A 22,058-nucleotide genomic window follows, 5' to 3' on the forward strand; every position below is an offset into this window, starting at 1 on the left:
CAGTGTTATATTATGTAGACAGATCTGTCTACTTGCGGTAATCTATGCCTGTAAAATAACGCTGTCAACATTATTTTAGAGGCTACCCAAAAGTGAAAACAGAACCCGCAGACAACGATACTAAAATCAGCGTCAGAGATAAGATATTACTCACGGCGCACGATCTGTTTTATTCCACGGGCTTCAGGGCGACGGGGGTGGATACGCTTATTAAAGCGTCTAAAGTGACCAAGGTGACGTTCTATCGCCATTTCCCGAGTAAAAGCTTGCTTATTCTTGCCTATTTGAACTACCGGCATGAAATATGGATTAACTGGTTTGAGACCACGCTGCGTCGACATCTCGATCAAGGCGAAATACCTGCTGATGCGATATCCGCAACGCTTTACGAATGGTTTATTTCGCCCGAGTTCCACGGCTGCGCGTTTATTAACGCCAGCGCAGAGGCGAAATCGGAAGATATTGAAAACGAAATAAAAGAGATATGCCGCAGTCATAAATCAGAAACAAAGAAAATTATTGCCTTGCTGACGAAGAGTGCTGATGAGCGCGTCGTCAATGAAATCATGCTGCTCATTGACGGCGCAATTATTCATGCACAGATGGGTATGGATTCAGAAACGGTAAGACATGCGTTAAAAAAAGGCCTGGAGAAACTGTCCGATCGGTGATATTCCCCGGTGCTTAATCAACTCTCGCACCGAGCCGATTAAGCACCCGCGTTACACTGTGGGAATGGTGCCGCCATCAATCACAAATTCAGTACCTGTGATACTCGCAGCATGCGATGAAGCGAGGAAGACGATGAGGTTGGCCACCTCTATCGGTCTGGCAGGGCGTCCGAGCGGTATTCCACCTAGCGCCTTCATAATGATCTGCTTGCCGCCTTCGTAGTCTGTACCTGCCTGCTTTGCCAGCCTCTCCGCCAGTGCAACCGCCGCTTCAGTTTCGATCCAGCCGGGCGCAACGCGCACCACCCGAACGCCCTTCGGTGAGACTTCCTTTGAAAGGCTTTTACTGTAGGTTGAGAGGGCTGCTTTAGCCGCCGCATAACCCGTTGTTGATTCCGGTAACGGCAGCTCGCGCTGAATAGACGTCACGTGAATAATCACCCCATTTCCCTGCGCGAGCATTCCGGGAAGCAGGGCGCGATCTAAGCGTACTGCAGGCAACAGATTAAGATTGAGCTCCTGCTGCCACTCTTCTTCGCCAAGCGCAGCAAAACCGCCACCGGGTGAGGTTGAACCGCCCGCAACATGGATAATCACGTCGACGCCTCCCATCTGCTCCTGAACCGCAGATGCGACAGCGGCACATCCAGCGACCGTCGTAAGGTCAGCGGCGACGAAAGTATCTGCGACATCTACGTCCGGCTCGTGGCGCGCAGTGGTGAATACCGTTGCACCGAGCTGTTTTAAAAGCCCGACGACCGCTTTTCCGAGCCCTTTCGTGCCAGCGGTAACAAGCACGCGTTTGCCTTTAAAATCAATATCTAATGACATGACCTTGCACTCCCGTTATTTACAGTACAGGTATATTCAACATAGACTGAGAAATTGACAAGTACGCACGAAAAAGTGAGCTACTGAATTATGAGTAAGTTATATAGTCCGGAATCTGCCGCGAGCGGCGTGGAGCAAGTGTTACGGCTGCTGGAAGGCCGCTGGAAATTAATTATTCTTTTTCATCTTTTCGACGGAAAAGTGCAGCGCTACTCAGATTTCGAAAAACTGATCCCCGGTATTTCCCAGAAGATGCTGGCGCAGCAGCTCAGGCAACTTGAATCCGATGGTATCGTTTCGCGGATGGTCTACCCGCAAGTGCCACCGAAAGTGGAGTATCGCCTCACCGATTGGGGGCAGGCATTATGTCCGGCGCTTGATGCCATGCTGAAATGGGCAGAAAAGCGCGAGGCTTACGCAAGCCAGTAAACCCGGCGGCCAGCACGCTGCAATGGGATAGCGTGCCCGTACCCATTCATGCAAAGGAAACGAAAAATGAGAACACAGAAGCGATGCCTTGGCTGCGTGGCTATTGTGGTTGATGACTACGATCGTGCCATTGAATACTACACAGATAAGCTGGGTTTTACCCTCGTAGAGGATACGCCTCAACCGGGTAAACGCTGGGTGGTCGTCTCACCCAACCCGGAAAGTGACTGCAATATTTTGCTGGCTCGCGCTTCTAACGAGAGGCAGGAAAGCTTTATCGGCAATCAATGCGGCGGCAGAGTTTTCCTCTTCCTTCAGACGGACGATTTCTGGCGCGATTACCGTGCCATGAAAGACAAGGGCGTCCATTTCTGCGAAGAACCTCGTGAGGAAGAGTACGGTACGGTAGTGGTGTTTGATGATATTTACGGCAACCGCTGGGATCTCTACCAAAATGCCCAACGCGGGTGATTACCAGGGAGACTTTCCATGACGTTTCGAATTCGACAGGCCACCCGTGCCGATGCCGCGCTCTTAAGCGAGCTGGGATACCAAATCTATCCCGCCCATTTTCAGCATCTGTGGGTGTCAGACGCAGAGATGAAGGATTTTCTGGACGGCGAGTACGCGCTTTCCGTACTTGAACAGAGCCTGAAAGATAACGCTGTTTCCTGGTATGTTGCTGAGACCGATCGGCCAGTGGGATTTATGAAAGTGACCTGGGAAGCCCTTTTCCCGGAAACGGACATGAAGGGCGTTCTCCTCAACAAGCTCTACCTCGATCCCGCCGAGACCGGCAAGAACTATGGCCAGGTGATGTTCAACAGCATCACCGACATGGCCCGGAGCAGGGCGAAAGACTATCTCTGGCTGGAAGTGCTTGAGCAGAACGCGGGAGCGTACCGGTTCTACCAGAAGCAGGGCATGCTCTGCGTTAAGAACGTCCTTTTCGAAACCGCTTCACAGCAGAGCATAATCAGGATTATGGGGATGTCTCTTTAGGGCGAGAGCTCTCGTCGCGCTGTGCCAGCGACAGCGCGCTGGCGCTGGCGGGATCGAACAGCGAGAGGCTCTCAATCTGATCGAGTAAAATCACCTTCCGGAATGACATGGCGCTGCGGGGTTCGGAGTCGAGCGTGATGTCATGCTCCGCATACCACCTGCTGTAGTTATTCTCGATGCGAAAGTTCATCGTCTTCGCATCTCTGTACCCGCTTAACATCGGGATCAGCACGATATTGGCCGTTTTTTCATATTCCAGCGTCGCGGTGTGGATCATGCCGACGTAAATCCGCCTCGACCGCAGCGTGACCTGCGCCAGTTCCCCTTGCTCCATACACTGATACAGCAGCTGTTCAATACCGCTCGACTGCGCCAGACGTTTATAGAGCTTTTTCCGGCTTTCGCCGTCCAGCCTGGCGCTGCCTGCCCAGTTAGAGCGGTAGAGGCAAAACAGGATGGCAAACGCCAGCATCACGACCACCGGCGCCTGAATGCCTAAAAAGCTCCAGTTCATAAAGTCGATTTGCCAGTCGGTATATTTCGGCGAGGCAAAGTGAAAAGCGTTGTTGGCCGCAGAAAGGGCGAGCAGGAGCAGCCAGAGCAGACCGGTGGCAATCACGCCCTGCAGAACGAAAATACAGCCGTACAGCGCCACAAGAAAATAGACATCCCAGCCAAAGGAGCGCTTGATTTTAAAGCGGGTCGACAGGTCGCGGCTGGTGTACCAGTACCCGCATACCATCAGCACCATAAATATCGCCGTTCCCATATCAGGCCCTCTTCAGCATGTTGACGTGACGCAGAAAATCCTGCCGTACCTCGTTGCTTTTGTAGTTCACCGAGGCGTTCCCGTCCTGGTCGATAATGATGCGATCGCCATCTTCGACGGCTTCTATGATTTCCTGCTGGCTCATCACCTGCAGTAAGGATTCCGGGCTTGAGAATAGGGAGAGAAAGAAACGTTTCATGCAGGCATCCTTATGAATAAAAAGGATAAGCCTGGAAGAAGACCGGCGAGTTTGCCTTAAGGAAATCCTGAAAGTTAAAGTCGGGTGGCGGCCACTCCTTACCTGGTCTACAAAGCCTACTCTTTAACTGTTATTAAGTTATTGATATATAGTTAAAATAAAAAATAGATCATCACAAACTTGGACAAATAACGTTAATTGTGTAAGTTTTAAGTATGCGATTACGCCACGTTGTTTACAGCCAGGATGTGACCCATGAGCACTTTGCCCTCTGTCGTGAGTCGGTTTGTTGAGTACTACGCCGCACTGGATAGCCAGCCGCCGTCCGCGCTGGTGGGGCTTTACCATTCGAATGCCACGCTTATCGATCCGTTTGGCGAGCATGACGGGATTTTCGCGCTTCAGCGCTATTTCACCCATCTGCTGGCCAACGTCGAGCATTGCCGTTTTACCATCGATACGCCGCTGTGCAGCGGGAACCGGTTTGCTGTGACCTGGGTAATGCACTGGTCGCATCCGCGCATTGCCGGGGGAGATCCGCTCGAACTGCCGGGATGTTCGGTGGTGGACACGGAAAACGATCTCATCACGCACCAGCGCGACTACTACGATGCGGGAGAGATGATCTACGAGCACCTTCCTCTTTTGGGCTGGGCGGTACGCGGCGTGAAGCGGAGGGTCAAATCATGAAAACGGTACTGATCACCGGCGCAAGCTCGGGCATTGGCGCCGGGCTGGCGAAATCCTTTGCCGCAGACGGCTACCACGTGATTGCCTGCGGACGCGATCCGGCGCGCCTCGAAGCGCTGTATCAGACCTGCCCCAATCTCACCGTTCGCCTGTTCGATATGACAGACAGGGATGCCTGTCGCCAGGCGCTGACCGGCAGCTACGCCGATCTGATTATTCTCTGCGCCGGTACCTGCGAATATCTCGATGGAGGCGTGGTGGATGCGGCGCTGGTGGAGCGGGTTATGGCGACAAATTTCCTCGGCCCGGTGAACTGTCTTGACGCGCTGCAGCCCCAGCTGACGGCTGGCAACCGCGTGGTGCTGGTGAGTTCCATGGCCCACTGGCTGCCTTTCCCACGGGCAGAAGCCTACGGCGCGTCCAAAGCGGCCCTGAGCTGGTTTGCCGAGAGTTTGCGCCTGGACTGGGAGCCAAAGGGAATTGCCGTCACGGTGGTCTCCCCTGGCTTTGTTGATACGCCGCTGACGCGCAAAAACGACTTTGCCATGCCGGGCAGGGTGAGCGTCGACGAGGCGGTCAAGGCGATCCGTACCGGGCTGGCGGCAGGGAAAATGCATATCGCGTTTCCTGACGGGTTCGGCTTTATTCTGCGGTTGCTCTCCGGGCTGCCTGCGTTTCTTCAGCGCGCGCTGCTGCGCAGGATGGTGCGTTCATGAACATTGCGATTATCGGCAGCGGCATCGCCGGGCTGACCTGCGCCTGGCGCCTGGCCGGGCACCATCAGGTGACCCTGTTTGAAGCGGGCGCCACGCCCGGCGGCCATACCGCAACGGTTGACGTCTCGACGCCACAGGGTACCTACGCGATCGATACCGGGTTTATCGTTTACAACGATCGCACCTATCCGCGCTTTATGGGCCTGCTCAGCGAGCTGGGCATCAGCGGGCAAAAAACGCAGATGAGCTTTTCTGTGCACAACCCGGCGACGGGGCTGGAGTACAACGGACACACCCTGACGTCGCTGTTTGCCCAGCGCCGAAACCTGGTGAATCCGGCATTCTGGCGGCTGCTCGGGGAGATCGTTCGCTTCAATCGTCTGGCAAAACAGGCGCTGGACGGGGAGGTGGACCCGAACGCCACGCTGCAGACGTTTCTGGAACAGCACGGCTTCACGCCGTTTTTTGCGCGCCACTACATTCTGCCGATGGGGGCCGCCATCTGGTCCTCGTCGCTGCAGGAGATGAAGCGTTTCCCGCTGCCGCTTTTCTTACGTTTCTTCCAGAACCACGGGCTTCTGGATATCACCCAGCGCCCGCAGTGGTACGTGGTGCCGGGCGGCTCGCGGGAGTATATCCGCGCCATGCTCGACAAGCTGGGCGACCGTCTGAATCTGCATCTCAATTCCCCGGTGCAGCGGGTGAGCCGCCACGAGCACGGGGTTACGCTTCAGCTTGAAAACGGCAGCCATACCTTCGATCGGGTGATTTTTGCCTGCCACTCCGCCAGCGCTCTGGCGATGCTTGATGACCCGACGCCCGCAGAGCGCGAGGTGCTGGGCGATATCGGCTGGCAGCGCAACGAGGTCGTTTTACACAGCGATCCGCGATGGCTGCCGGAGCGGCGGCGCGCGTGGGCCAGCTGGAACTACCGCCTGAGCGCGCACGAACAGGCCAGCGCCTGCGTCACCTACAACATGAACATCCTGCAGGGGCTGCCTGCGGGCAGTCCCCTGTTCTGCGTCACCCTCAACCCGGACGCGCCGGTAGATGAACGCTTCGTTCTGCAACGCTTTGTCTATGAACATCCGCTGTTTAACCCGCAAAGCTGGCGGGCGCAGGCGCGGCGCGGCGAGATCAACGGTCATAACCGGAGCTGGTACTGCGGTGCCTGGTGGTACAACGGTTTTCATGAAGATGGCGTGCGCAGCGCGCTGGACGTGGTCAATGCGATAGCGGCCGGAGAGGGGAACTGAGATGAACAGCTGCCTCTACCACGGCGTATTACGCCACCGCCGCCTTCAGCCGAAAACCCATGAATTCAGCTACAGCGTCTTTATGGCCTGGCTGGATCTCGATGAACTACCGCTGCTGCCGTCCGTCGGCGTGCGGCGCAATCGCTTTGCCGGCGCATCGTTCCACGACGCGGACTATCCGCTCGGCGCGCCGCTCAAAGAGAACGTGCTGAGCAGGCTGGAGAGCCTGACCGGGGAACGTCCGGACGGGCGGGTGATGCTCCTGACGCAGCTGCGCTATTTCGGCTTTCATTTCAATCCGGTCAACTTTTACTACTGCTACGACGGGAAGGGGACGCTGCGCTGGGTGCTGGCGGAGGTTCGCAACACGCCGTGGAATGAACGCCATTACTATGCCGTCAACGGACAGGATGCGCAGCCGACGGAAAAAGCGTTTCACGTTTCCCCCTTCAACCCGATGGACATGATCTACCACTGGCGCTTTAACGACCCGGATAACACGCTGCATATGCACATTGAAAATCATCAGGAAGCGAAGGTCTTTGACGCCACGCTCGCGCTGCGCCGGGAGCCTTTGACGCGCTCCGCGCTGCGCTCGCTGTTGCTGCGCATTCCGCTCATGACCCTGAAAACCGTTTTTGCCATTTACTGGCAGGCGCTGCGCCTGTGGCTCAAGCGCGTGCCGCTGTATAACCATCCCGTCAGCAGGAGTGAACGCTCATGACCGATCCCGTCTTTGCGTTAGAACCCGATATCCCGCGCAACGTCCGCATCGCGCGATGGCTGCTGTTTCGTCTGTTAAGCGGTATCCGCGGCGGCTCGCTCACGCTGCGTGAAGGGGCGCAGACCTTCCATTTTGGCGAGACGTCCTCCGCGCTGCATGCCGACGTGCAGATCCTCACGCCCGGCGTCTACTGGCGCGTCTTAACGGGCGGGAGCCTTGCTGCGGCAGAAGCCTGGATGGACGGCGAATGGGAAACTGCGCACCTTACGCCGCTTCTGGAGCTGCTCGCGATAAACGGCGAGGTGCTTGGCCGTCTGGAAAACGGGTTCCGTCTGCTCGGCAGGCCGCTGGAGCGGATACGCCACTGGACGCGGCGTAACTCCCGCATGCAGGCGCGCGAAAATATTGCCGCCCATTACGATCTGGGCAATACCTTTTACGCCCATTTTCTGGATCAAGAGCTGCTCTATTCCAGCGCGCTATTTACCGCTGACGAGCAGGATCTCACGGCGGCCCAGCAGGCCAAAATGGCGCGCCTGTGTGACCAGCTGGCGCTAAGTCCGGGTGACCACCTGCTGGAAATTGGCACCGGCTGGGGCGCGATGGCGGAATACGCGGCGCGTCATTACGGCTGTCGGGTGACCACCACCACGCTGTCGCAGGAGCAATATAGCTGGGCGACAGAGCGGATCGCCCGCGCGGGGTTGCAGGATCGCGTTGAGGTACTGCTCTGCGACTATCGCGACCTCACCGGACAGTACGACAAGCTGGTCTCAATCGAGATGATTGAAGCCGTCGGGCAACGCTACCTGCCCACGTTCTTCCGCACCTGCCAGGCGCGGCTGCGCCCCGGAGGACGGATGGCGATTCAGGCCATTACCATTCAGGACCAGCGCTATCGCGACTACAGCAAAAGCGTCGATTTTATCCAGCGCTACATTTTCCCGGGCGGATTCTTGCCGAGCATCACCGCGATGAACGAGCTGATGACGCGCCACACCGATTTCGTGGTCCGCAATCTTTTCGACATGGGCCCCGACTACGCCCGCACGCTGGCCCACTGGCGGCAGCGCTTTGTCCACGCCTGGCAGGAGATTGAAAAGCTCGGCTTCGATGAACGGTTCCGCCGCATGTGGCTGTACTACTTTGGCTACTGTGAGGCCGGGTTTAACGCTCGCACCATCAGCGTGGTGCAGCTGACCGCCGAGCGCGTATGAGACGTTACCTTCAGGTCTTCCTGCTCGCCGTCGCGTTCGATCTCTACTGGGCGCTGGTGGTGCTCTTTCGCGAACAGGGCCTGATTATCTGGCTCGCGCTGGCGATCCTGGCGTGCCTGCTCTTGCCGCCTGCTTACCGGTTTTACGCCATTGGGCTGGCCGCGGCGGGCAGTCTGCTGGACGCACTCTGGGCCCTGACCGGGCTGATTGCCTTTACGGGCGAGTCCCTGATGCCGTTATGGATGGTGGCACTGTGGCTGATGTTCGCCACCGTCTGGACGCAGCTGACGCGTACCACCACGCTACCCGGCTGGCTGCTGACCCTGCTGGCCGCCGTGGGCGGACCGGTGGCCTACCTGTTCGGCGAGCGGCTGGGGGGCATCACGTTTCTGGAGCCGACCTTTATCGTCGTGAGCTGGATGGCGCCGGGCTGGCTGGTGTTGATGCTGTTTTTCCACCTGCTGATGGGGAGACAAAAATGAGATCTGTGGTTTTGCTGCTTTGGCTGACGCTGGTTGTTCCGGTTGCCCAGGCCGCCGACTGGCTTGCCTGGCGGAAGGTGGGTGACGCCACGCTCACCTGGGGACCTTTCACCGTCTACACCTCCCAGCTGCGCACCCCGGACGGCCGTTACAGCCGGGACCAGGATCAGGCGCTCATTATTACCTATGCGCGCGACATCGATCGCGATGAACTGGTTGAGGCGACCCGCGACCAGTGGCAGGCGCAGGGGATCCTGGCCCAGGAGCCGCAAAGCGAAGCCTGGCTGCGGATGCTCCAGTCCCTTTGGCCGGATGTCCGCCCGGGCTCACAGCTGGCGTTTGTTCTCAACGATAAGCAGGGGCAGTTCTGGTATCGCGCGTCAGCGGCGCAAACATCCTTTATTCCACTCGGAGCGCGCCAGTCGGAAGCGTTCAGCACCCGTTTTCTGGCCATCTGGCTCGATCCCCGAACGCAATATCCTGAGCTGCGTCAGCAGTTAATCGGAGGCCAAAAATGAAACGTATCCTGATGATGGCGCTGGCATTCACAATGCTGCTGGCGGGCTGTAGCACTGAGGTGGCCGAGTATCGCCAGCAGCAGCCGCGGCTTGATATCTTTCACTACTTCCAGGGCAAAACCGAAGCGTGGGGGATGGTGCAGGATCGCAGCGGCAAGCAGATCCGCCGTTTCCACGTTGAGATTGCCGGAGACGTTATCGGCGATACGCTGACGCTCAACGAGCACTTCGTCTACGACGATGGCGAGAAGCAGCAGCGGGTCTGGCACATCCGGCGCGTGGGGAACGACCGCTACGAGGGAACGGCAGGGGACATTGAAGGCGTTGCCACGGGGCAGGCCGCAGGCAACGCCTTTAACTGGCATTACAGCATGAACGTGAAGGCCAACGGCAGCACCTGGCTACTGAACTTCGACGACTGGATGTATTTGCAGGATGAGACGCATCTGTTTAACAAAACCGAGATGAAGAAGCTGGGCGTCACCGTCGCCACGGTGACGCTGTTCTTTACAAAGTCGCAGGGAACGTAAAGTGACCGGAATGACCATCACTGCGGTATGTTCCCCTCACCCTAACCCTCTCCCCGAAGGGGCGAGGGGATGTCCGTGCTCGCTGAGCGGGCTTTACTGCCCGAGTAAATGAAAACAAGCGCAATCCCCAGGCAGACAATTGCCCCCAGACGGCTCGGTGAAAACGGAATGGCGGCATTGCCCAGCCAGCCAAAGTTATCAATCAACATACTCATGGCGAGCTGGCCGAATATCACCGCCACCGCGGCGACGGCGGTGCCGATGCGCTGCACCGCCACGACCATGATCACAATGTAAGGCACGCCGAACATCGCCCCGATGAGCTGCCATTTCGGCACGTCCAGCAGCGTGACCGCCTGCTTCGGTTCAAAGAAGAAAATGAGCAGGGCGGTTATCAGCGCGCCGACGGAAAACGTCAGAAACGCGCTTTTAAATACCCCGACATTGCTGCCGAGCTGCCCGTTAATCGCGGCCTGAATGCTCAGCGTTGCGCCGCCGCAGACGGCCAGAAGAATCATTATCAGCGTCATATCATCACCCCTGCGCGACCAGAACCAGTGCCGCAATAATAAAAACCAGCGCCACGATACGTTTTGCGTTTATCTTCCTGTGCGGCGTACCCAGCAGGCCAAAGTGGTCAATGATCAGGCTTTTAAAAACCTGACCAGCCAGAATGCCAATCATCGTCAGAGCGATGCCGATGGTCGGCGTGGCGATCGTCAGAATGACCACGTAAACAGGGCCAAGCACGCCGCCGAGCAGCTGCCAGCCGGGCTGGGCGAAAAACGACGGGCTGTTACGCGGGCTGAAAAACAGCATCAGCAGAAACGTCAGCGCGGCGCCGACGCCAAAAATGCTGAACGTCGCCCATAAATCGCCCACTTCTCCCCCTAATGGCCCCAGTAGCCCCGCCTCGACGGAGAGGCCCATCCCGCCGGCAATCACCAGTAAAATCAAAACAAACTGCATTACGCTTCCTCCGTTTTCAGGCGAAGAAGATTACGTCGGTAGACCCGTGAGAAAAATGCCATAATGCAGGAAACACCTTTGCAGGAAATGCATTAATGTCAGATGCCGGAAGCATGAACCTTCGCTCACTGCTGCTGTTTATTGCCGTCTATGAAACGCAGAACTTTTCCGTCGTCGCGCGACGAGAGGGAATCTCTGCCTCGCAGGTGTCGCGCATTGTTCATCAGCTTGAGGACGCGCTCGGCCAGCAGCTGTTCTATCGCAATACCCGGGCGGTGATCCCCACGGAAAGCGGGCATCTGTTTATCCGCTATGCCCGGGCGATGGTCGATAACTTCGAAGAGGCGCGTCGTGAGCTGGATGAACGTTCGACCGAACCCTCCGGCACGGTCCGCATAAACGGGCCGGTATTTTTTGGACAGAGACACGTTGCGCCCGGACTGGCAGGTCTGGCCGAGCGTTATCCACGGTTAACCATTGAGCTGACGCTGACCGATGACTTTATCGACCCGCACCGGGATGCCGCCGATCTCATCTTCCGCATCGGCACGCTGACGGATTCGACGTTCCACGCCCGTGTTTTTGGGCAGCAGCGCTACCACCTCGCCGCGTCGCCCGCGTATCTGCGTCAACACGGCGTCCCGGCCGACCCGACCGAACTGAGCCAGCACAAATGTCTGGTCTATCGCGGTTCGTCCGGGCCTAACCGCTGGCTCGTGCGGCGCAAAGGGGAGAATTGGGTGCATTATCCCGTCGCGCCGCTGATGACGTCCAATAATGCGGAGTCGCTGCTCATTGCCGCGCTGGGTGGGATGGGGATCGTCCTGTTTCCGGACTGGCTGATTGGCGACAGGCTGAAGCGGGGCGAGCTGATCGCCCTTATGCCGGAAATGGCGTGCGCCATCAACACGGAGCAACTCAATATTGCGGCGATCTATCCTAACGCACGTCATCCGCCCCTGAACGTCAGGGCGGTGATTGATTATTACGTGGCGTTTTTCGGTACGCCGCTCTACTGGCAAACGTAAGGGATTACGCGCCGAGCTCCTTGCGGATAATCTCTGCGCCAGCGCTGAGCGCTTTCAGCTTGCCGTTAGCCACCTGGCGTGAAAGCGGAGCCATGCCGCAGTTGGTTGACGGGTAAAGCTTGTCGGCATCGACGAACTGCAGCGCTTTACGCAGCGTATCGGCGACTTCCTCCGGCGTTTCAACGGCGTTGGTTGCCACATCAATCGCGCCGACCATCACCTTTTTACCGCGGATCAGCTCCAGCAGATCCATCGGCACGCGGGAGTTGTGGCACTCCAGGGAGATAATGTCGATGTTAGAGGTCTGCAGCTTGGGGAAGGCCTCTTCGTACTGGCGCCACTCTGAGCCGAGCGTCTTTTTCCAGTCCGTATTGGCTTTGATGCCGTAGCCGTAGCAGATGTGTACCGCGGTTTCGCACTTCAGCCCTTCAATGGCGCGCTCCAGCGCGGCGATACCCCAGTCGTTCACCTCGTCAAAAAAGACGTTAAATGCCGGTTCATCAAACTGGATAATATCCACGCCTGCGGCCTCTAACTCACGCGCTTCCTGATTGAGGATTTTGGCGAATTCCCAGGCCAGCTTTTCGCGGCTTTTATAGTGCGCGTCGTAAAGGGTGTCGATCATGGTCATTGGCCCGGGCAGCGCCCATTTGATCGGCTTGTCCGTGAGCTGACGCAGGTACTTCGCATCGTCCACGAATACCGGTTTCTGACGCGCTACGGCTGAAACAACGGTCGGCACGCTGGCGTCGTAGCGGTTACGAATGCGCACCGTCTGGCGATTTTCAAAATCCACGCCGCTCAGGTGTTCAATAAAGGTGGTGACGAAGTGCTGGCGGGTCTGTTCTCCGTCGCTGACGATATCGATACCCGCGCGGATCTGCTCATCCAGAGACAGGCGCAGCGCGTCCTGTTTACCCGCCAGGAGTTCCTGATCCTGTAATTTCCAGGGTGACCACAGCGTTTCAGGTTGTGCAAGCCAGGTCGGCTTAGGCAGGCTGCCAGCCGTAGAAGTCGGGAGCAATGTTTTCATAATAAAAGACCTTTTTTGATGAATTAAAGCGTGTAGTTATCAGACCACTGCTCAAGAATGTGTTGGTAAGGCTTAATAAAGTACGCTTCGGTAAAGCGACCCTGTTCAATCGCCAGTCGGCTACGCTCTTCCCGGTCATAAACAATTTTGGTTAAGGAGTGATCCTGCTGGTTCAGATCCGGTCGGTAGCACAGTCCCGCCGCCGAGTTTGCGTTATAAATTTCCGGGCGATAGATTTTCTGGAACGTCTCCATCGTGCTGATGGTGGCAATCAGCTCCAGATCGGTGTAGTCACTCAGCAAATCCCCGGTAAAGAAGAACGCGAAAGGCGCCACGCTGTTTTCCGGCATGAAATAGCGAACCTGCAGGCCCATCTTCGCGAAGTACTGTTCCGTCAGCGACTCGCCATCCGGCTGATATTCAACGCCCAGCACAGGATGCTGGTTACCGTTGCGGCGGTAGGTGTCTTTGCTGGAGACGCTCAGGCAGATCACCGGACCCTTGCTGAAGTTCTCTTTGTATTCCGGCGAGCTCACAAAGTGGCGGAAAATATTGCCGTGCAGTTCGCCAAACTTTTCCGGAATGCTGAAGTGCTGCTGGTTCTTGTTGTGTTCCAGAAGTCGCACGCTGAAATCATAATCCCGCACGTAAGAAGAGAAGTTATTCCCGACGATGCCAGGGATACGCTTGTTATTTTTTTTGTCGACAATCGTGGTTTGCAATATCTCAATGGCCGGGAACGGTTTTTCCGCGCCAATGTTCAAGTCGACAGAGATGATTTCCAGCTCAACCGCGTAGCGATCGGCGTTTGGGTTATCCCAGCGCGCCAGAGCATTAAAGCGGTTGTTGATCATCACCAGCGTATTGCGCAGGTTTTCCTGACGCTTTTCCCCGCGCGCCAGGTTGGCAAAGTTGGTGGTCGTACGCGTATTTTCTGACGGGTTGTAATTCTCATCGAAGCAACTGCGCTTAAGGGTATATGTGAAAGCTTTGCTCATTGTGGTTATGCATCCTAAGTTCATGTTGCTAAGAAGTTACCGATGCATAATTTATGCCTGAGCCCGCGGCGCAGGGGAAGTGACTTAATTTCAATGCAACATGAGCGAAGTTCATGATGTTGATCACATATTACGACCGCGTTAGGTCATCATGAGTTTTTTAGCGAAACAGACGGCTTCTTGCCTGTCGATGTAGAAGCCATAGTTATCGATAACGCTGTAGCCATTCCTCTCATAGAAATTCACAGCGCGCCTGTTCACTTTTCGTGTTTCAAGCCAGATTTCACTGTAGCCTAAACGTTGCGCAGAGGCTTCGAGGAAAGCCAGTAAAGCCTGACCAATGCCGGGTTCGCTTCGGTCGGAGTACATTCGTTTAAGCTCGGCAACCTGTTCGGAGAGCGGGCGCAATGCCGCACATCCCACGGCGCCACCTTTTTCATTTTTAGCGACAACCCACAGTGCGCGTTCGGTCGTCATGGCGTCGACGTTAAAATGTCGCGTACCGCCATCCCCGGTTATAGCCGCCAGTTCTGATGACAGATTTTCAATGAGACGTTGGGATTCAAGCGCGTGCAGGTCGGCTGCTTTAATCGTTATCATGGGCGTTTCCAGTGTGCTTTATTTAGCAGCCGCCAAATTATCAGACAGTTAAGGTGCGTTGTCCTATGTTTTACTTATGTTTCGGCACGGGCTTAATGACGCTATAATCCCCAAAATTTCCAACCGGTTTAGAAACGATCATGACAAAACTCACCTTACAAGAGCAGATGCTGAAAGCGGGCTTAGTCAGCAGCAAAAAAGCGGCGAAAGTGCAGCGCACGGCAAAGAAATCACGCGTTCAGGCGCGCGAGGCTCGGGAAGCGGTAGAAGAGAACAAGAAAGCGCAGATCGAGCGCGACAAGCTGCTGAGCGAGCAGCAGAAGCAGGCCGTGCTGGCGAAAGAGTTTAAGGCACAGGTGAAGCAGCTGATTGAGATGAACCGCATCACCGTGGCGAAAGGTAACATCACCTTTAACTTCACCGACGGCAATCTGATCAAAAAAATCGACGTCGACAAGCAAACCCAGACTCAGCTGATTAATGGCCGTCTGGCGATTGCCCGTCTGGTCATTAACGCCAGCGGCGACTGTGAATACGCGATTATTCCGGCGGTGGTGGCCGATAAAATTGCCCAGCGCGATGCCGACAGCATCGTGTTAAACAGCGCGCTAAGTCAGGAAGAGCAGGACGAAGACGATCCGTACGCGGACTTCAAAATCCCTGACGATTTGATGTGGTAAACCGCATTCAGAACGGGGCGGCGTGACGGGCGTTAACCGGCTCTCCGCTCATGGGATGAATAAAATTCAGTTCGCTTGCATGCAGCATCAGCCGGGGCGTTTTCTCCGCCCCCGGCGCTTCAAGACCGCCATACAGATCGCAGCCCAGAATCGGGTGCCCCAGCTGCTGACAGTGAATACGCAGCTGATGGGTTCGCCCGGTCTCCGGCGTAAGTATCACCCGCGTTAACGGCAGTCCCGTACCCTGATAAAACCGTTCCACCACCCGATAGCGGGAGCGGGCGGGTTTTCCGTTGATGGCGCAAATCGACATCAGCGGGAACAGCGCCGGGTCTTTGGCAATTGGCGCGTCTATTATTCCCTCGTCGTTTTCCACATGGCCGCAAAGCAGGGCGCTGTAGATCTTCTCCACGCTGCGCTGGCTGAACTGCTGGCACAGCGCCGCGTTGATGGCCTTATTGCGCGCAACCACCATCAGCCCGGACGTGCCGAAATCCAGACGGTGTACCAGCGTGCAGCCGGGGTACGTCTGGACCAGACGATAATGGACGGAATCAAGGTTTTGCGGATTTTTGCCCGAGAGGCTGAGCAGACCGGAAGGCTTATCGATCAGCAGCAGATGTTCATCCTGCCAGAGGATCTGAATGTCGTCGTGACACGGTGGGGCAATAAAAGAATCAATAATCGCAGACATCAGGCCGCCCGGCTTGAGAGTGGGAGCGGATGATAACGAAATGCGGGGAAAAGAAAAACCCTCCCACCAGGCGGTGAGAGGGCAAAATCTTAGGCTGCTACCAGGCTGTCGATGGCGGCTTTCGCATCGGTCTGCGCTTTGGTTGCCACTTCCGGACCGTAAGCGATACCTTCAGCGAACACGAAGTTCACGTCAGTGATGCCGATGAAGCCCAGGAACAGGCTCAGGTACGGCGCAACCAGGTCGGTTGGGGTGTCTTTATGGATACCGCCACGGCTGGTCAGGACGATCGCACGTTTACCTTTCACCAGACCTTCAGGGCCGTTCTCGGTGTAACGGAAGGTTACGCCAGCGCGCGCCACCAGGTCGAAGTAGTTCTTCAGCTGGGTAGGGATGTTGAAGTTGTACATTGGGGCGTTGATGACGATAACGTCGTGCGCCTGCAGCTCAGCAATCAGCTCGTCGGACAGGGCCAGGGCTTCCTGCTGACGTGGAGACAGCGGTGCATCGCTTGGGCGCAGCGCGCCAACCAGCTCGCCGTCCAGCACAGGAATTGGGTTTGCAGCCAGGTCACGCACGGTGATTTCGTCAGCGGAATGCTGTTCACGCCACTGTTCAACGAAGTAATCAGACAGCTGACCAGACTGAGAGTACCCTGCCAGAATACTGGATTTCAAAACTAATACTTTGCTCATGGGTGATTCCTGTTGTTGCATTTGATTGAAGGGGGTTGCCCCGTTGCTTGTTGACACTCTATTCACAATCCTGCCACAGAGATAGCGCAATATATCGAAGCCTATGTTCGAATTTTTTGAATAAGGCGCGAAAGACGTCAATGTGGTACTCTATAGCAATCATTAAAAAGAGAGTTTATCAGGGCGTGTACTGCCCTTTAACGCTATGACAGAACAACAAAAATTAACCTTCCCGATGCTCCTGCAACAGCTTGATTCTCTGATGCTGCGCGATAAACAGCGCTTTGCCCGCCGTCTGCACGGTGTGAAGAAGGTTAAAAATCCTGATGCACAACAGGCCATTTACCAGGAGATGGCGAAAGAGATTGAACAGGCGGCAGGGAAAGTTGTGCTGCGCGAAGCCGCGCGTCCGGCAATTACCTACCCGGAAAACCTGCCCGTCAGCCAGAAAAAACAGGACATCCTTGAGGCCGTCCGCGACCACCAGGTGGTGATTGTCGCGGGGGAAACCGGCTCGGGGAAAACCACCCAGCTGCCGAAAATCTGTATGGAGCTGGGGCGCGGGCTAAAAGGGCTTATTGGCCACACCCAGCCGCGTCGACTGGCGGCGCGCACCGTGGCGAACCGTATTGCCGAAGAGCTGCAGACGGAGCCGGGCGGCTGCATCGGTTACAAGGTGCGATTCAGCGACCACGTTAGCGATAACACCATGGTCAAGCTGATGACCGACGGTATTCTGCTGGCGGAAATCCAGCAGGATCGTCTGCTGATGCAGTACGACACCATCATCATTGACGAAGCGCACGAGCGCAGCCTGAACATCGACTTCCTGCTCGGCTATCTGAAAGAGCTGCTGCCGCGTCGCCCGGATCTGAAAATCATCATCACCTCCGCGACCATCGACCCTGAGCGCTTCTCAAAGCATTTCAACAATGCGCCGATTATCGAGGTGTCAGGACGAACGTATCCGGTGGAAGTGCGCTATCGCCCGATTGTGGAAGATGCCGACGATACCGAGCGCGACCAGCTGCAGGCTATCTTCGACGCCGTTGACGAGCTGGGCAACGAAAGTGCGGGCGACATCCTGATCTTCATGAGCGGCGAGCGCGAAATCCGCGATACCGCCGATGCGCTCAGCAAGCGCGACCTGCGCCATACGGAGATCCTGCCGCTTTACGCGCGCCTGTCAAACAGCGAGCAGAACCGCGTATTCCAGCCGCACGGCGGGCGACGCATCGTTCTGGCGACCAACGTGGCGGAAACCTCGCTGACCGTACCGGGGATCAAATACGTGATCGACCCGGGCACGGCGCGCATCAGCCGCTACAGCTACCGTACGAAGGTTCAGCGGCTGCCGATTGAGCCGGTGTCTCAGGCATCCGCCAACCAGCGTAAAGGCCGCTGCGGCCGCGTGTCGGAAGGGATCTGTATTCGTCTCTATTCCGAAGATGATTTCCTGTCGCGCCCGGAGTTCACCGACCCGGAAATTCTGCGCACCAACCTGGCGTCCGTTATCCTGCAGATGACCGCGCTGGGGCTGGGCGACATCGCGGCGTTCCCGTTCGTCGAAGCGCCGGACAAACGCAACATTCAGGACGGCGTGCGTCTGCTGGAAGAACTCGGCGCCATTACCACCGACGAGCAGGCGACGGTCTACAAGCTGACGCCGCTCGGCCGCCAGCTAAGCCAGCTGCCGGTGGATCCGCGTCTGGCCCGTATGGTGCTGGAAGCGCAGAAGCACGGCTGCGTGCGCGAGGCGATGATCATTACCTCGGCGCTCTCCATTCAGGACCCGCGCGAGCGTCCGATGGACAAACAGCAGGCGTCTGATGAAAAGCATCGTCGCTTCCACGACAAAGAGTCCGACTTCCTCGCCTTCGTGAACCTGTGGAACTATCTCGGTGAGCAGCAGAAAGCGCTCTCCTCGAACCAGTTCCGCCGCCAGTGCCGCGTGGATTTCCTCAACTACCTGCGCGTGCGCGAGTGGCAGGATATCTACACCCAGCTGCGCCAGGTGGTGAAAGAGCTGGGCATTCCGGTCAACAGCGAGCCTGCGGAGTACCGCGAGATTCATATCGCGCTGCTGACCGGCCTGCTGTCCCACATTGGGATGAAGGACGCCGAAAAGCAGGAGTATACCGGCGCGCGCAACGCCCGTTTCTCCATCTTCCCCGGTTCCGGCCTGTTCAAGAAGCCGCCGAAATGGACCATGGTCGCCGAGCTGGTGGAAACCAGCCGCCTGTGGGGGCGCATTGCCGCGCGTATCGATCCGGAATGGGTCGAGCCGGTGGCGCAGCACCTGCTGAAACGCTCGTACAGCGAGCCGCACTGGGAGCGCGCGCAGGGAGCGGTAATGGCGACCGAAAAAGTGACCGTTTACGGCCTGCCGGTGGTCGCCGCGCGTAAGGTCAACTACAGCCAGATTGACCCGGCGCTCAGCCGCGAGCTGTTTATCCGCCACGCGCTGGTGGAGGGAGACTGGCAGACGCGCCACGCCTTCTTCCGCGAAAACCTGAAGCTGCGCGCGGAAGTGGAGGAGCTTGAGCACAAGTCCCGCCGCCGCGACATTCTGGTGGACGACGAGGCGCTGTTTGAGTTTTACGACCAGCGCATCAGCCACGATGTTATTTCCGCCCGCCACTTCGACAGCTGGTGGAAGAAGGCCAGCAAAGAGACGCCGGACCTGCTCAACTTCGAAAAGAGCATGCTGATTAAAGAGGGGGCGGAGTCGGTCAGCAAGCTCGACTACCCGAACTTCTGGCATCAGGGCAACCTCAAGCTGCGTCTGACCTATCAGTTTGAACCGGGTGCCGACGCGGACGGCGTGACCGTTCATATTCCGCTGCCGCTGCTAAACCAGGTCGATGAGGGCGGGTTTGAATGGCAAATCCCCGGCCTGCGCCGCGAGCTGGTGATTGCGCTGATCAAATCCCTGCCGAAACCGGTGCGCCGTAACTTTGTGCCTGCGCCAAACTATGCGGAAGCGTTTTTAGGCCGCGTCACGCCGCTGGAGCTGCCGCTGCTGGACGCGCTGGAGCGTGAGTTCAGACGCATGACCGGCACCACCATCGACCGCGAAGACTGGAACTGGGATCAGGTGCCCGATCACCTGAAAATCAGCTTCCGCGTGGTGGATGATAAAAACAAAAAGCTGCTGGAAGGGCGCTCCCTGAGCGAGCTGAAAGAGGCGCTGAAAGGCAAAGTTCAGGAAACGCTGTCTGCGGTGGCGGACGACGGTATCGAGCAGAGCGGGCTGCACATCTGGAGCTTTGGTCAGCTTCCGGAAAGCTACGAACAGAAACGCGGTAACTATAAGGTCAAAGCCTGGCCGGCGCTGGTGGACGAGCGCGACAGCGTGGCGATCAAACTGTTTGATAACCCGCTGGAACAGCAGCAGATGATGTGGCGCGGGCTGCGTCGCCTGCTGCTGCTGAACATCCCGTCGCCGATTAAGTATCTGCACGAGAAGCTGCCGAACAAAGCCAAGCTCGGGCTGTACTTTAACCCGTACGGCAAGGTGCTGGATCTGATTGACGACTGCATCTCCTGCGGCGTGGACAAGCTGATCCACGAGGCGGGTGGTCCGGTCTGGACGGAAGAGGGCTTTGCTCAGCTTCATGAAAAGGTGCGCGCAGAGCTGAACGACACCGTGGTGGAGATAGCCAAACAGGTCGAGCAGATCCTCACCGCCGTGTTCAATATCAACAAGCGCCTGAAGGGGCGCGTGGATATGACCATGGCGCTGGGGCTGTCGGACGTGAAGGCGCAGATGGCGGGGCTAGTCTATCGCGGCTTTGTCACCGGCAACGGCTTTAAGCGTCTGGGCGATACGCTGCGTTATCTGCAGGCGATTGAAAAACGTCTGGAAAAAATGGCTATCGACCCGCACCGCGATCGCGCGCAGATGCTGAAAGTGGAGAGCGTGCAGCAGGCGTGGCAGCAGTGGTTAAACAAGCTGCCGCCGGCGCGCCGCGACGATGAAGACGTGCAGGCGATCCGCTGGATGATCGAGGAGCTGCGCGTCAGCTTCTTTGCCCAGCAGCTCGGTACGCCGTATCCGATTTCGGATAAGCGTATCCTGCAGGCGATGGAGCTGATTTCCGCTTAAAACTCTTGCCCGGTTTTCTCCCTCTCTCTGTGGACTGAGGAATCCCCAGTAATGATTAAACAGAAGCTATAACATTGTTTCAGAAAGTTTGAAGACTTACAGCGACGCCCTGGTCCGGCTGTAAATCGCTGAGGCGTTTGCCTTCCGGCCGGGGCGAGGCGCAGGGATGCGCCGAGAGGGCGGGCTTTACAGGGACGTTACCTCCGCCCGTACCCGATAAGCCGGAAGGAATAAGCCGAGGGCACCGCGAAGCGGCGATTTACCGCCGGGAGCCCGGGTCGCCAGGGTGGTGGCGACTGAGCCACCCTGGCACGTTCACCGGTCATGTCGTTACAGAGTAGCAAGGAACATAAAAGTGAACGGAATGACCACCAGATCTGTATGTTCCCCCTCACCCCAGCCCTCTCCCTCAAGGGAGAGGGGGGCGTCCGTGCTGGCATTATTTTGTGGGGATTCCTCAGCCCTGTGGGAGAGGGTCGGGGTGAGGGCATCAGGCCGCACAATTTTCACCCGTTCACCATTGCCAGCGTAAACCCATCCCATCCCTTAACCCCCACCGTTTGCAGCGCGGTGGCGGTCAGGCGCGGGTTATCCCCAATCATCTCGATAAAACGCCGCACCCCCAGCACGCGCGCGTCGTCGCTTTGCCCGTTAATCACTTCGCCATCGCGCACCACGTTATCGCCGATAATCACCGTACCCGGGCGGGAGTAGTGAAGCGCCCACTCCAGATAGCCGGGATTGTTTGGCTTATCGGCATCAATAAAGATCAGGTCGAACGGCGGAACGTCAGCGAAATTCTCCAGCGAGCTCAGCGCCGGGCCTTCAATCAGTTCAATGCGATCGTTCAGCCCCGCGAGGTGAATATTCTGGCGGGCCACATCGGCATGCGTCGGGTCAGCCTCGAGCGTAATCAGCTTTCCGTCCGGCGGCAGGGCGCGCGCCATCCAGATTGAGCTATAGGCGCCCAGCGTCCCGATCTCAAGAATGCGTCTTGCCTGGGTCATGCGCACGAACAGCGCCAGCAGCTGCCCCTGATTGGCCGCAACATCGTGTTCGGGTAGCCCGGAGCGCTTGTTGTTTTCCAGTACCTGACTCAGCACGTCATCGTCAGGGATAAGCGACGAAATCATGTAATTATCTACTGCAGACCATTGTTGATGCATAGATTGACTCCCTGGATTTTTCTCCCTCTCCCTGTGGGAGAGGATCGGGGTGA

General features: G+C 57.1%; 26 protein-coding genes. 15 read left to right on the forward strand and 11 right to left on the reverse strand.

The features are described 5' to 3' along the window. Positions 1 to 92: 92 nt before the first annotated feature. Entirely contained in the window at positions 93 to 671 is a 579-nt protein-coding gene (locus ACERY3_RS07070; RefSeq protein ID WP_033145454.1) for a TetR/AcrR family transcriptional regulator, read from the forward strand. Positions 672 to 722: 51 nt separating this feature from the next. On the opposite strand, the gene ACERY3_RS07075 is transcribed toward ACERY3_RS07070, so the two are convergent. Continuing rightward, on the reverse strand, positions 723 to 1,502 hold the full coding sequence (locus ACERY3_RS07075) for an SDR family oxidoreductase (RefSeq protein ID WP_033145455.1): 780 nt from the start codon (positions 1,500 to 1,502) through the stop codon (positions 723 to 725). Between the two features lie 90 nt (positions 1,503 to 1,592). Here ACERY3_RS07075 and ACERY3_RS07080 point away from each other — a divergent pair, with 90 nt between their 5' ends. The 3 genes from ACERY3_RS07080 to ACERY3_RS07090 all read left to right on the forward strand — a co-directional run bounded on the left by ACERY3_RS07080 (position 1,593) and on the right by ACERY3_RS07090 (position 2,933). After that, the gene (locus ACERY3_RS07080; RefSeq protein WP_023311611.1) at positions 1,593 to 1,931 is read left to right on the forward strand and encodes a helix-turn-helix domain-containing protein; all 339 of its coding nucleotides are present in this window, start codon (positions 1,593 to 1,595) and stop codon (positions 1,929 to 1,931) included. Between the two features lie 66 nt (positions 1,932 to 1,997). Continuing rightward, positions 1,998 to 2,402 (forward strand): VOC family protein, encoded by a 405-nt coding sequence (locus ACERY3_RS07085; protein ID WP_373225344.1) that lies wholly within the window; start codon positions 1,998 to 2,000, stop codon positions 2,400 to 2,402. Positions 2,403 to 2,420: 18 nt separating this feature from the next. Next, positions 2,421 to 2,933, forward strand: a complete 513-nt coding sequence (locus ACERY3_RS07090) for an N-acetyltransferase family protein (protein WP_373225345.1) — start codon at positions 2,421 to 2,423, stop codon at positions 2,931 to 2,933. Here ACERY3_RS07090 and ACERY3_RS07095 read toward each other — a convergent pair. Then, positions 2,914 to 3,702 carry a hypothetical protein gene (locus ACERY3_RS07095; protein WP_373225346.1) on the reverse strand — a complete coding sequence of 263 codons (789 nt, stop codon included), beginning with the start codon at positions 3,700 to 3,702 and terminating at the stop codon, positions 2,914 to 2,916. The genes ACERY3_RS07090 and ACERY3_RS07095 overlap by 20 nt on opposite strands. Before the next feature lies 1 nt (position 3,703). Further along, complete coding sequence (locus tag ACERY3_RS07100; RefSeq protein WP_023311615.1) at positions 3,704 to 3,901, reverse strand: hypothetical protein; 198 nt, start codon at positions 3,899 to 3,901, stop codon at positions 3,704 to 3,706. A gap of 255 nt (positions 3,902 to 4,156) precedes the next feature. Here ACERY3_RS07100 and ACERY3_RS07105 point away from each other — a divergent pair, with 255 nt between their 5' ends. From ACERY3_RS07105 to ACERY3_RS07140, 8 genes are read left to right on the forward strand one after another with little or no spacing between them, the layout of a single operon-like run. After that, a complete protein-coding gene (locus tag ACERY3_RS07105) occupies positions 4,157 to 4,591 on the forward strand; it encodes a nuclear transport factor 2 family protein (RefSeq protein ID WP_217072935.1) in 435 nt (144 codons plus the stop codon). Then, entirely contained in the window at positions 4,588 to 5,307 is a 720-nt protein-coding gene (locus ACERY3_RS07110) for an SDR family NAD(P)-dependent oxidoreductase (RefSeq protein WP_217072936.1), read from the forward strand. Before ACERY3_RS07105 ends, ACERY3_RS07110 begins: the two co-directional genes overlap by 4 nt. Continuing rightward, positions 5,304 to 6,563 carry an NAD(P)/FAD-dependent oxidoreductase gene (locus tag ACERY3_RS07115; RefSeq protein ID WP_373225348.1) on the forward strand — a complete coding sequence of 420 codons (1,260 nt, stop codon included), beginning with the start codon at positions 5,304 to 5,306 and terminating at the stop codon, positions 6,561 to 6,563. Before ACERY3_RS07110 ends, ACERY3_RS07115 begins: the two co-directional genes overlap by 4 nt. Position 6,564: 1 nt before the next feature. Then, positions 6,565 to 7,287: a DUF1365 domain-containing protein gene (locus ACERY3_RS07120; RefSeq protein WP_224978861.1), complete on the forward strand. Its 723-nt coding sequence runs from the start codon at positions 6,565 to 6,567 to the stop codon at positions 7,285 to 7,287. After that, a complete protein-coding gene (locus ACERY3_RS07125; protein WP_039262577.1) occupies positions 7,284 to 8,504 on the forward strand; it encodes a cyclopropane-fatty-acyl-phospholipid synthase family protein in 1,221 nt (406 codons plus the stop codon). Before ACERY3_RS07120 ends, ACERY3_RS07125 begins: the two co-directional genes overlap by 4 nt. Continuing rightward, positions 8,501 to 8,986 carry a DUF2878 domain-containing protein gene (locus ACERY3_RS07130; RefSeq protein WP_032657304.1) on the forward strand — a complete coding sequence of 162 codons (486 nt, stop codon included), beginning with the start codon at positions 8,501 to 8,503 and terminating at the stop codon, positions 8,984 to 8,986. The genes ACERY3_RS07125 and ACERY3_RS07130 overlap by 4 nt, the downstream gene beginning before the upstream one ends. Next, positions 8,983 to 9,504, forward strand: coding sequence for a hypothetical protein (locus tag ACERY3_RS07135; RefSeq protein ID WP_047061806.1), 522 nt, complete (start codon positions 8,983 to 8,985; stop codon positions 9,502 to 9,504). The genes ACERY3_RS07130 and ACERY3_RS07135 overlap by 4 nt, the downstream gene beginning before the upstream one ends. Further along, positions 9,501 to 10,034: a DUF3833 domain-containing protein gene (locus ACERY3_RS07140; RefSeq protein WP_033145464.1), complete on the forward strand. Its 534-nt coding sequence runs from the start codon at positions 9,501 to 9,503 to the stop codon at positions 10,032 to 10,034. Before ACERY3_RS07135 ends, ACERY3_RS07140 begins: the two co-directional genes overlap by 4 nt. A gap of 41 nt (positions 10,035 to 10,075) precedes the next feature. Here the strand turns inward: ACERY3_RS07140 and ACERY3_RS07145 are convergent, their stop codons facing one another. Together ACERY3_RS07145 and ACERY3_RS07150 are read right to left on the reverse strand one after the other, a co-directional pair. Continuing rightward, the gene (locus ACERY3_RS07145) at positions 10,076 to 10,564 is read right to left on the reverse strand and encodes a DMT family transporter (protein ID WP_373225350.1); all 489 of its coding nucleotides are present in this window, start codon (positions 10,562 to 10,564) and stop codon (positions 10,076 to 10,078) included. Between the two features lie 4 nt (positions 10,565 to 10,568). Beyond that, complete coding sequence (locus ACERY3_RS07150; RefSeq protein ID WP_032657293.1) at positions 10,569 to 11,003, reverse strand: DMT family transporter; 435 nt, start codon at positions 11,001 to 11,003, stop codon at positions 10,569 to 10,571. A gap of 95 nt (positions 11,004 to 11,098) precedes the next feature. Here ACERY3_RS07150 and ACERY3_RS07155 point away from each other — a divergent pair, with 95 nt between their 5' ends. Continuing rightward, entirely contained in the window at positions 11,099 to 12,031 is a 933-nt protein-coding gene (locus ACERY3_RS07155; RefSeq protein WP_039262572.1) for a LysR family transcriptional regulator, read from the forward strand. A 4-nt stretch (positions 12,032 to 12,035) separates the two neighbouring features. On the opposite strand, the gene ACERY3_RS07160 is transcribed toward ACERY3_RS07155, so the two are convergent. The 3 genes from ACERY3_RS07160 to ACERY3_RS07170 form a co-directional block, all read right to left on the reverse strand. Then, entirely contained in the window at positions 12,036 to 13,064 is a 1,029-nt protein-coding gene (locus ACERY3_RS07160) for a methionine synthase (RefSeq protein ID WP_023311627.1), read from the reverse strand. Between the two features lie 23 nt (positions 13,065 to 13,087). After that, positions 13,088 to 14,062, reverse strand: coding sequence for a DUF1852 domain-containing protein (locus ACERY3_RS07165; RefSeq protein WP_373225351.1), 975 nt, complete (start codon positions 14,060 to 14,062; stop codon positions 13,088 to 13,090). A gap of 141 nt (positions 14,063 to 14,203) precedes the next feature. Further along, positions 14,204 to 14,662, reverse strand: coding sequence for a GNAT family N-acetyltransferase (locus ACERY3_RS07170; RefSeq protein ID WP_373225352.1), 459 nt, complete (start codon positions 14,660 to 14,662; stop codon positions 14,204 to 14,206). Positions 14,663 to 14,802: 140 nt separating this feature from the next. On the opposite strand from ACERY3_RS07170, the gene ACERY3_RS07175 reads away from it, so the two are divergent. Beyond that, the gene (locus ACERY3_RS07175) at positions 14,803 to 15,342 is read left to right on the forward strand and encodes a DUF2058 domain-containing protein (RefSeq protein ID WP_373225353.1); all 540 of its coding nucleotides are present in this window, start codon (positions 14,803 to 14,805) and stop codon (positions 15,340 to 15,342) included. Positions 15,343 to 15,349: 7 nt separating this feature from the next. On the opposite strand, the gene ACERY3_RS07180 is transcribed toward ACERY3_RS07175, so the two are convergent. Continuing rightward, positions 15,350 to 16,036: an RluA family pseudouridine synthase gene (locus tag ACERY3_RS07180; protein WP_373225355.1), complete on the reverse strand. Its 687-nt coding sequence runs from the start codon at positions 16,034 to 16,036 to the stop codon at positions 15,350 to 15,352. Positions 16,037 to 16,125: 89 nt separating this feature from the next. Further along, the gene (gene azoR / locus ACERY3_RS07185; protein ID WP_008502313.1) at positions 16,126 to 16,731 is read right to left on the reverse strand and encodes an FMN-dependent NADH-azoreductase; all 606 of its coding nucleotides are present in this window, start codon (positions 16,729 to 16,731) and stop codon (positions 16,126 to 16,128) included. A gap of 205 nt (positions 16,732 to 16,936) precedes the next feature. On the opposite strand from azoR, the gene hrpA reads away from it, so the two are divergent. Continuing rightward, positions 16,937 to 20,839 (forward strand): ATP-dependent RNA helicase HrpA, encoded by a 3,903-nt coding sequence (gene hrpA, locus ACERY3_RS07190; protein WP_373225357.1) that lies wholly within the window; start codon positions 16,937 to 16,939, stop codon positions 20,837 to 20,839. Positions 20,840 to 21,345: 506 nt separating this feature from the next. Here the strand turns inward: hrpA and ACERY3_RS07195 are convergent. Continuing rightward, on the reverse strand, positions 21,346 to 22,005 hold the full coding sequence (locus tag ACERY3_RS07195; protein ID WP_373225358.1) for an O-methyltransferase: 660 nt from the start codon (positions 22,003 to 22,005) through the stop codon (positions 21,346 to 21,348). Between the last annotated feature and the right edge of the window lie 53 nt (positions 22,006 to 22,058).

The sequence above is a fragment of the Enterobacter cloacae complex sp. ESBL7 genome (genome assembly GCF_041679625.1).
Classification (GTDB): domain Bacteria; phylum Pseudomonadota; class Gammaproteobacteria; order Enterobacterales; family Enterobacteriaceae; genus Enterobacter; species Enterobacter asburiae_B.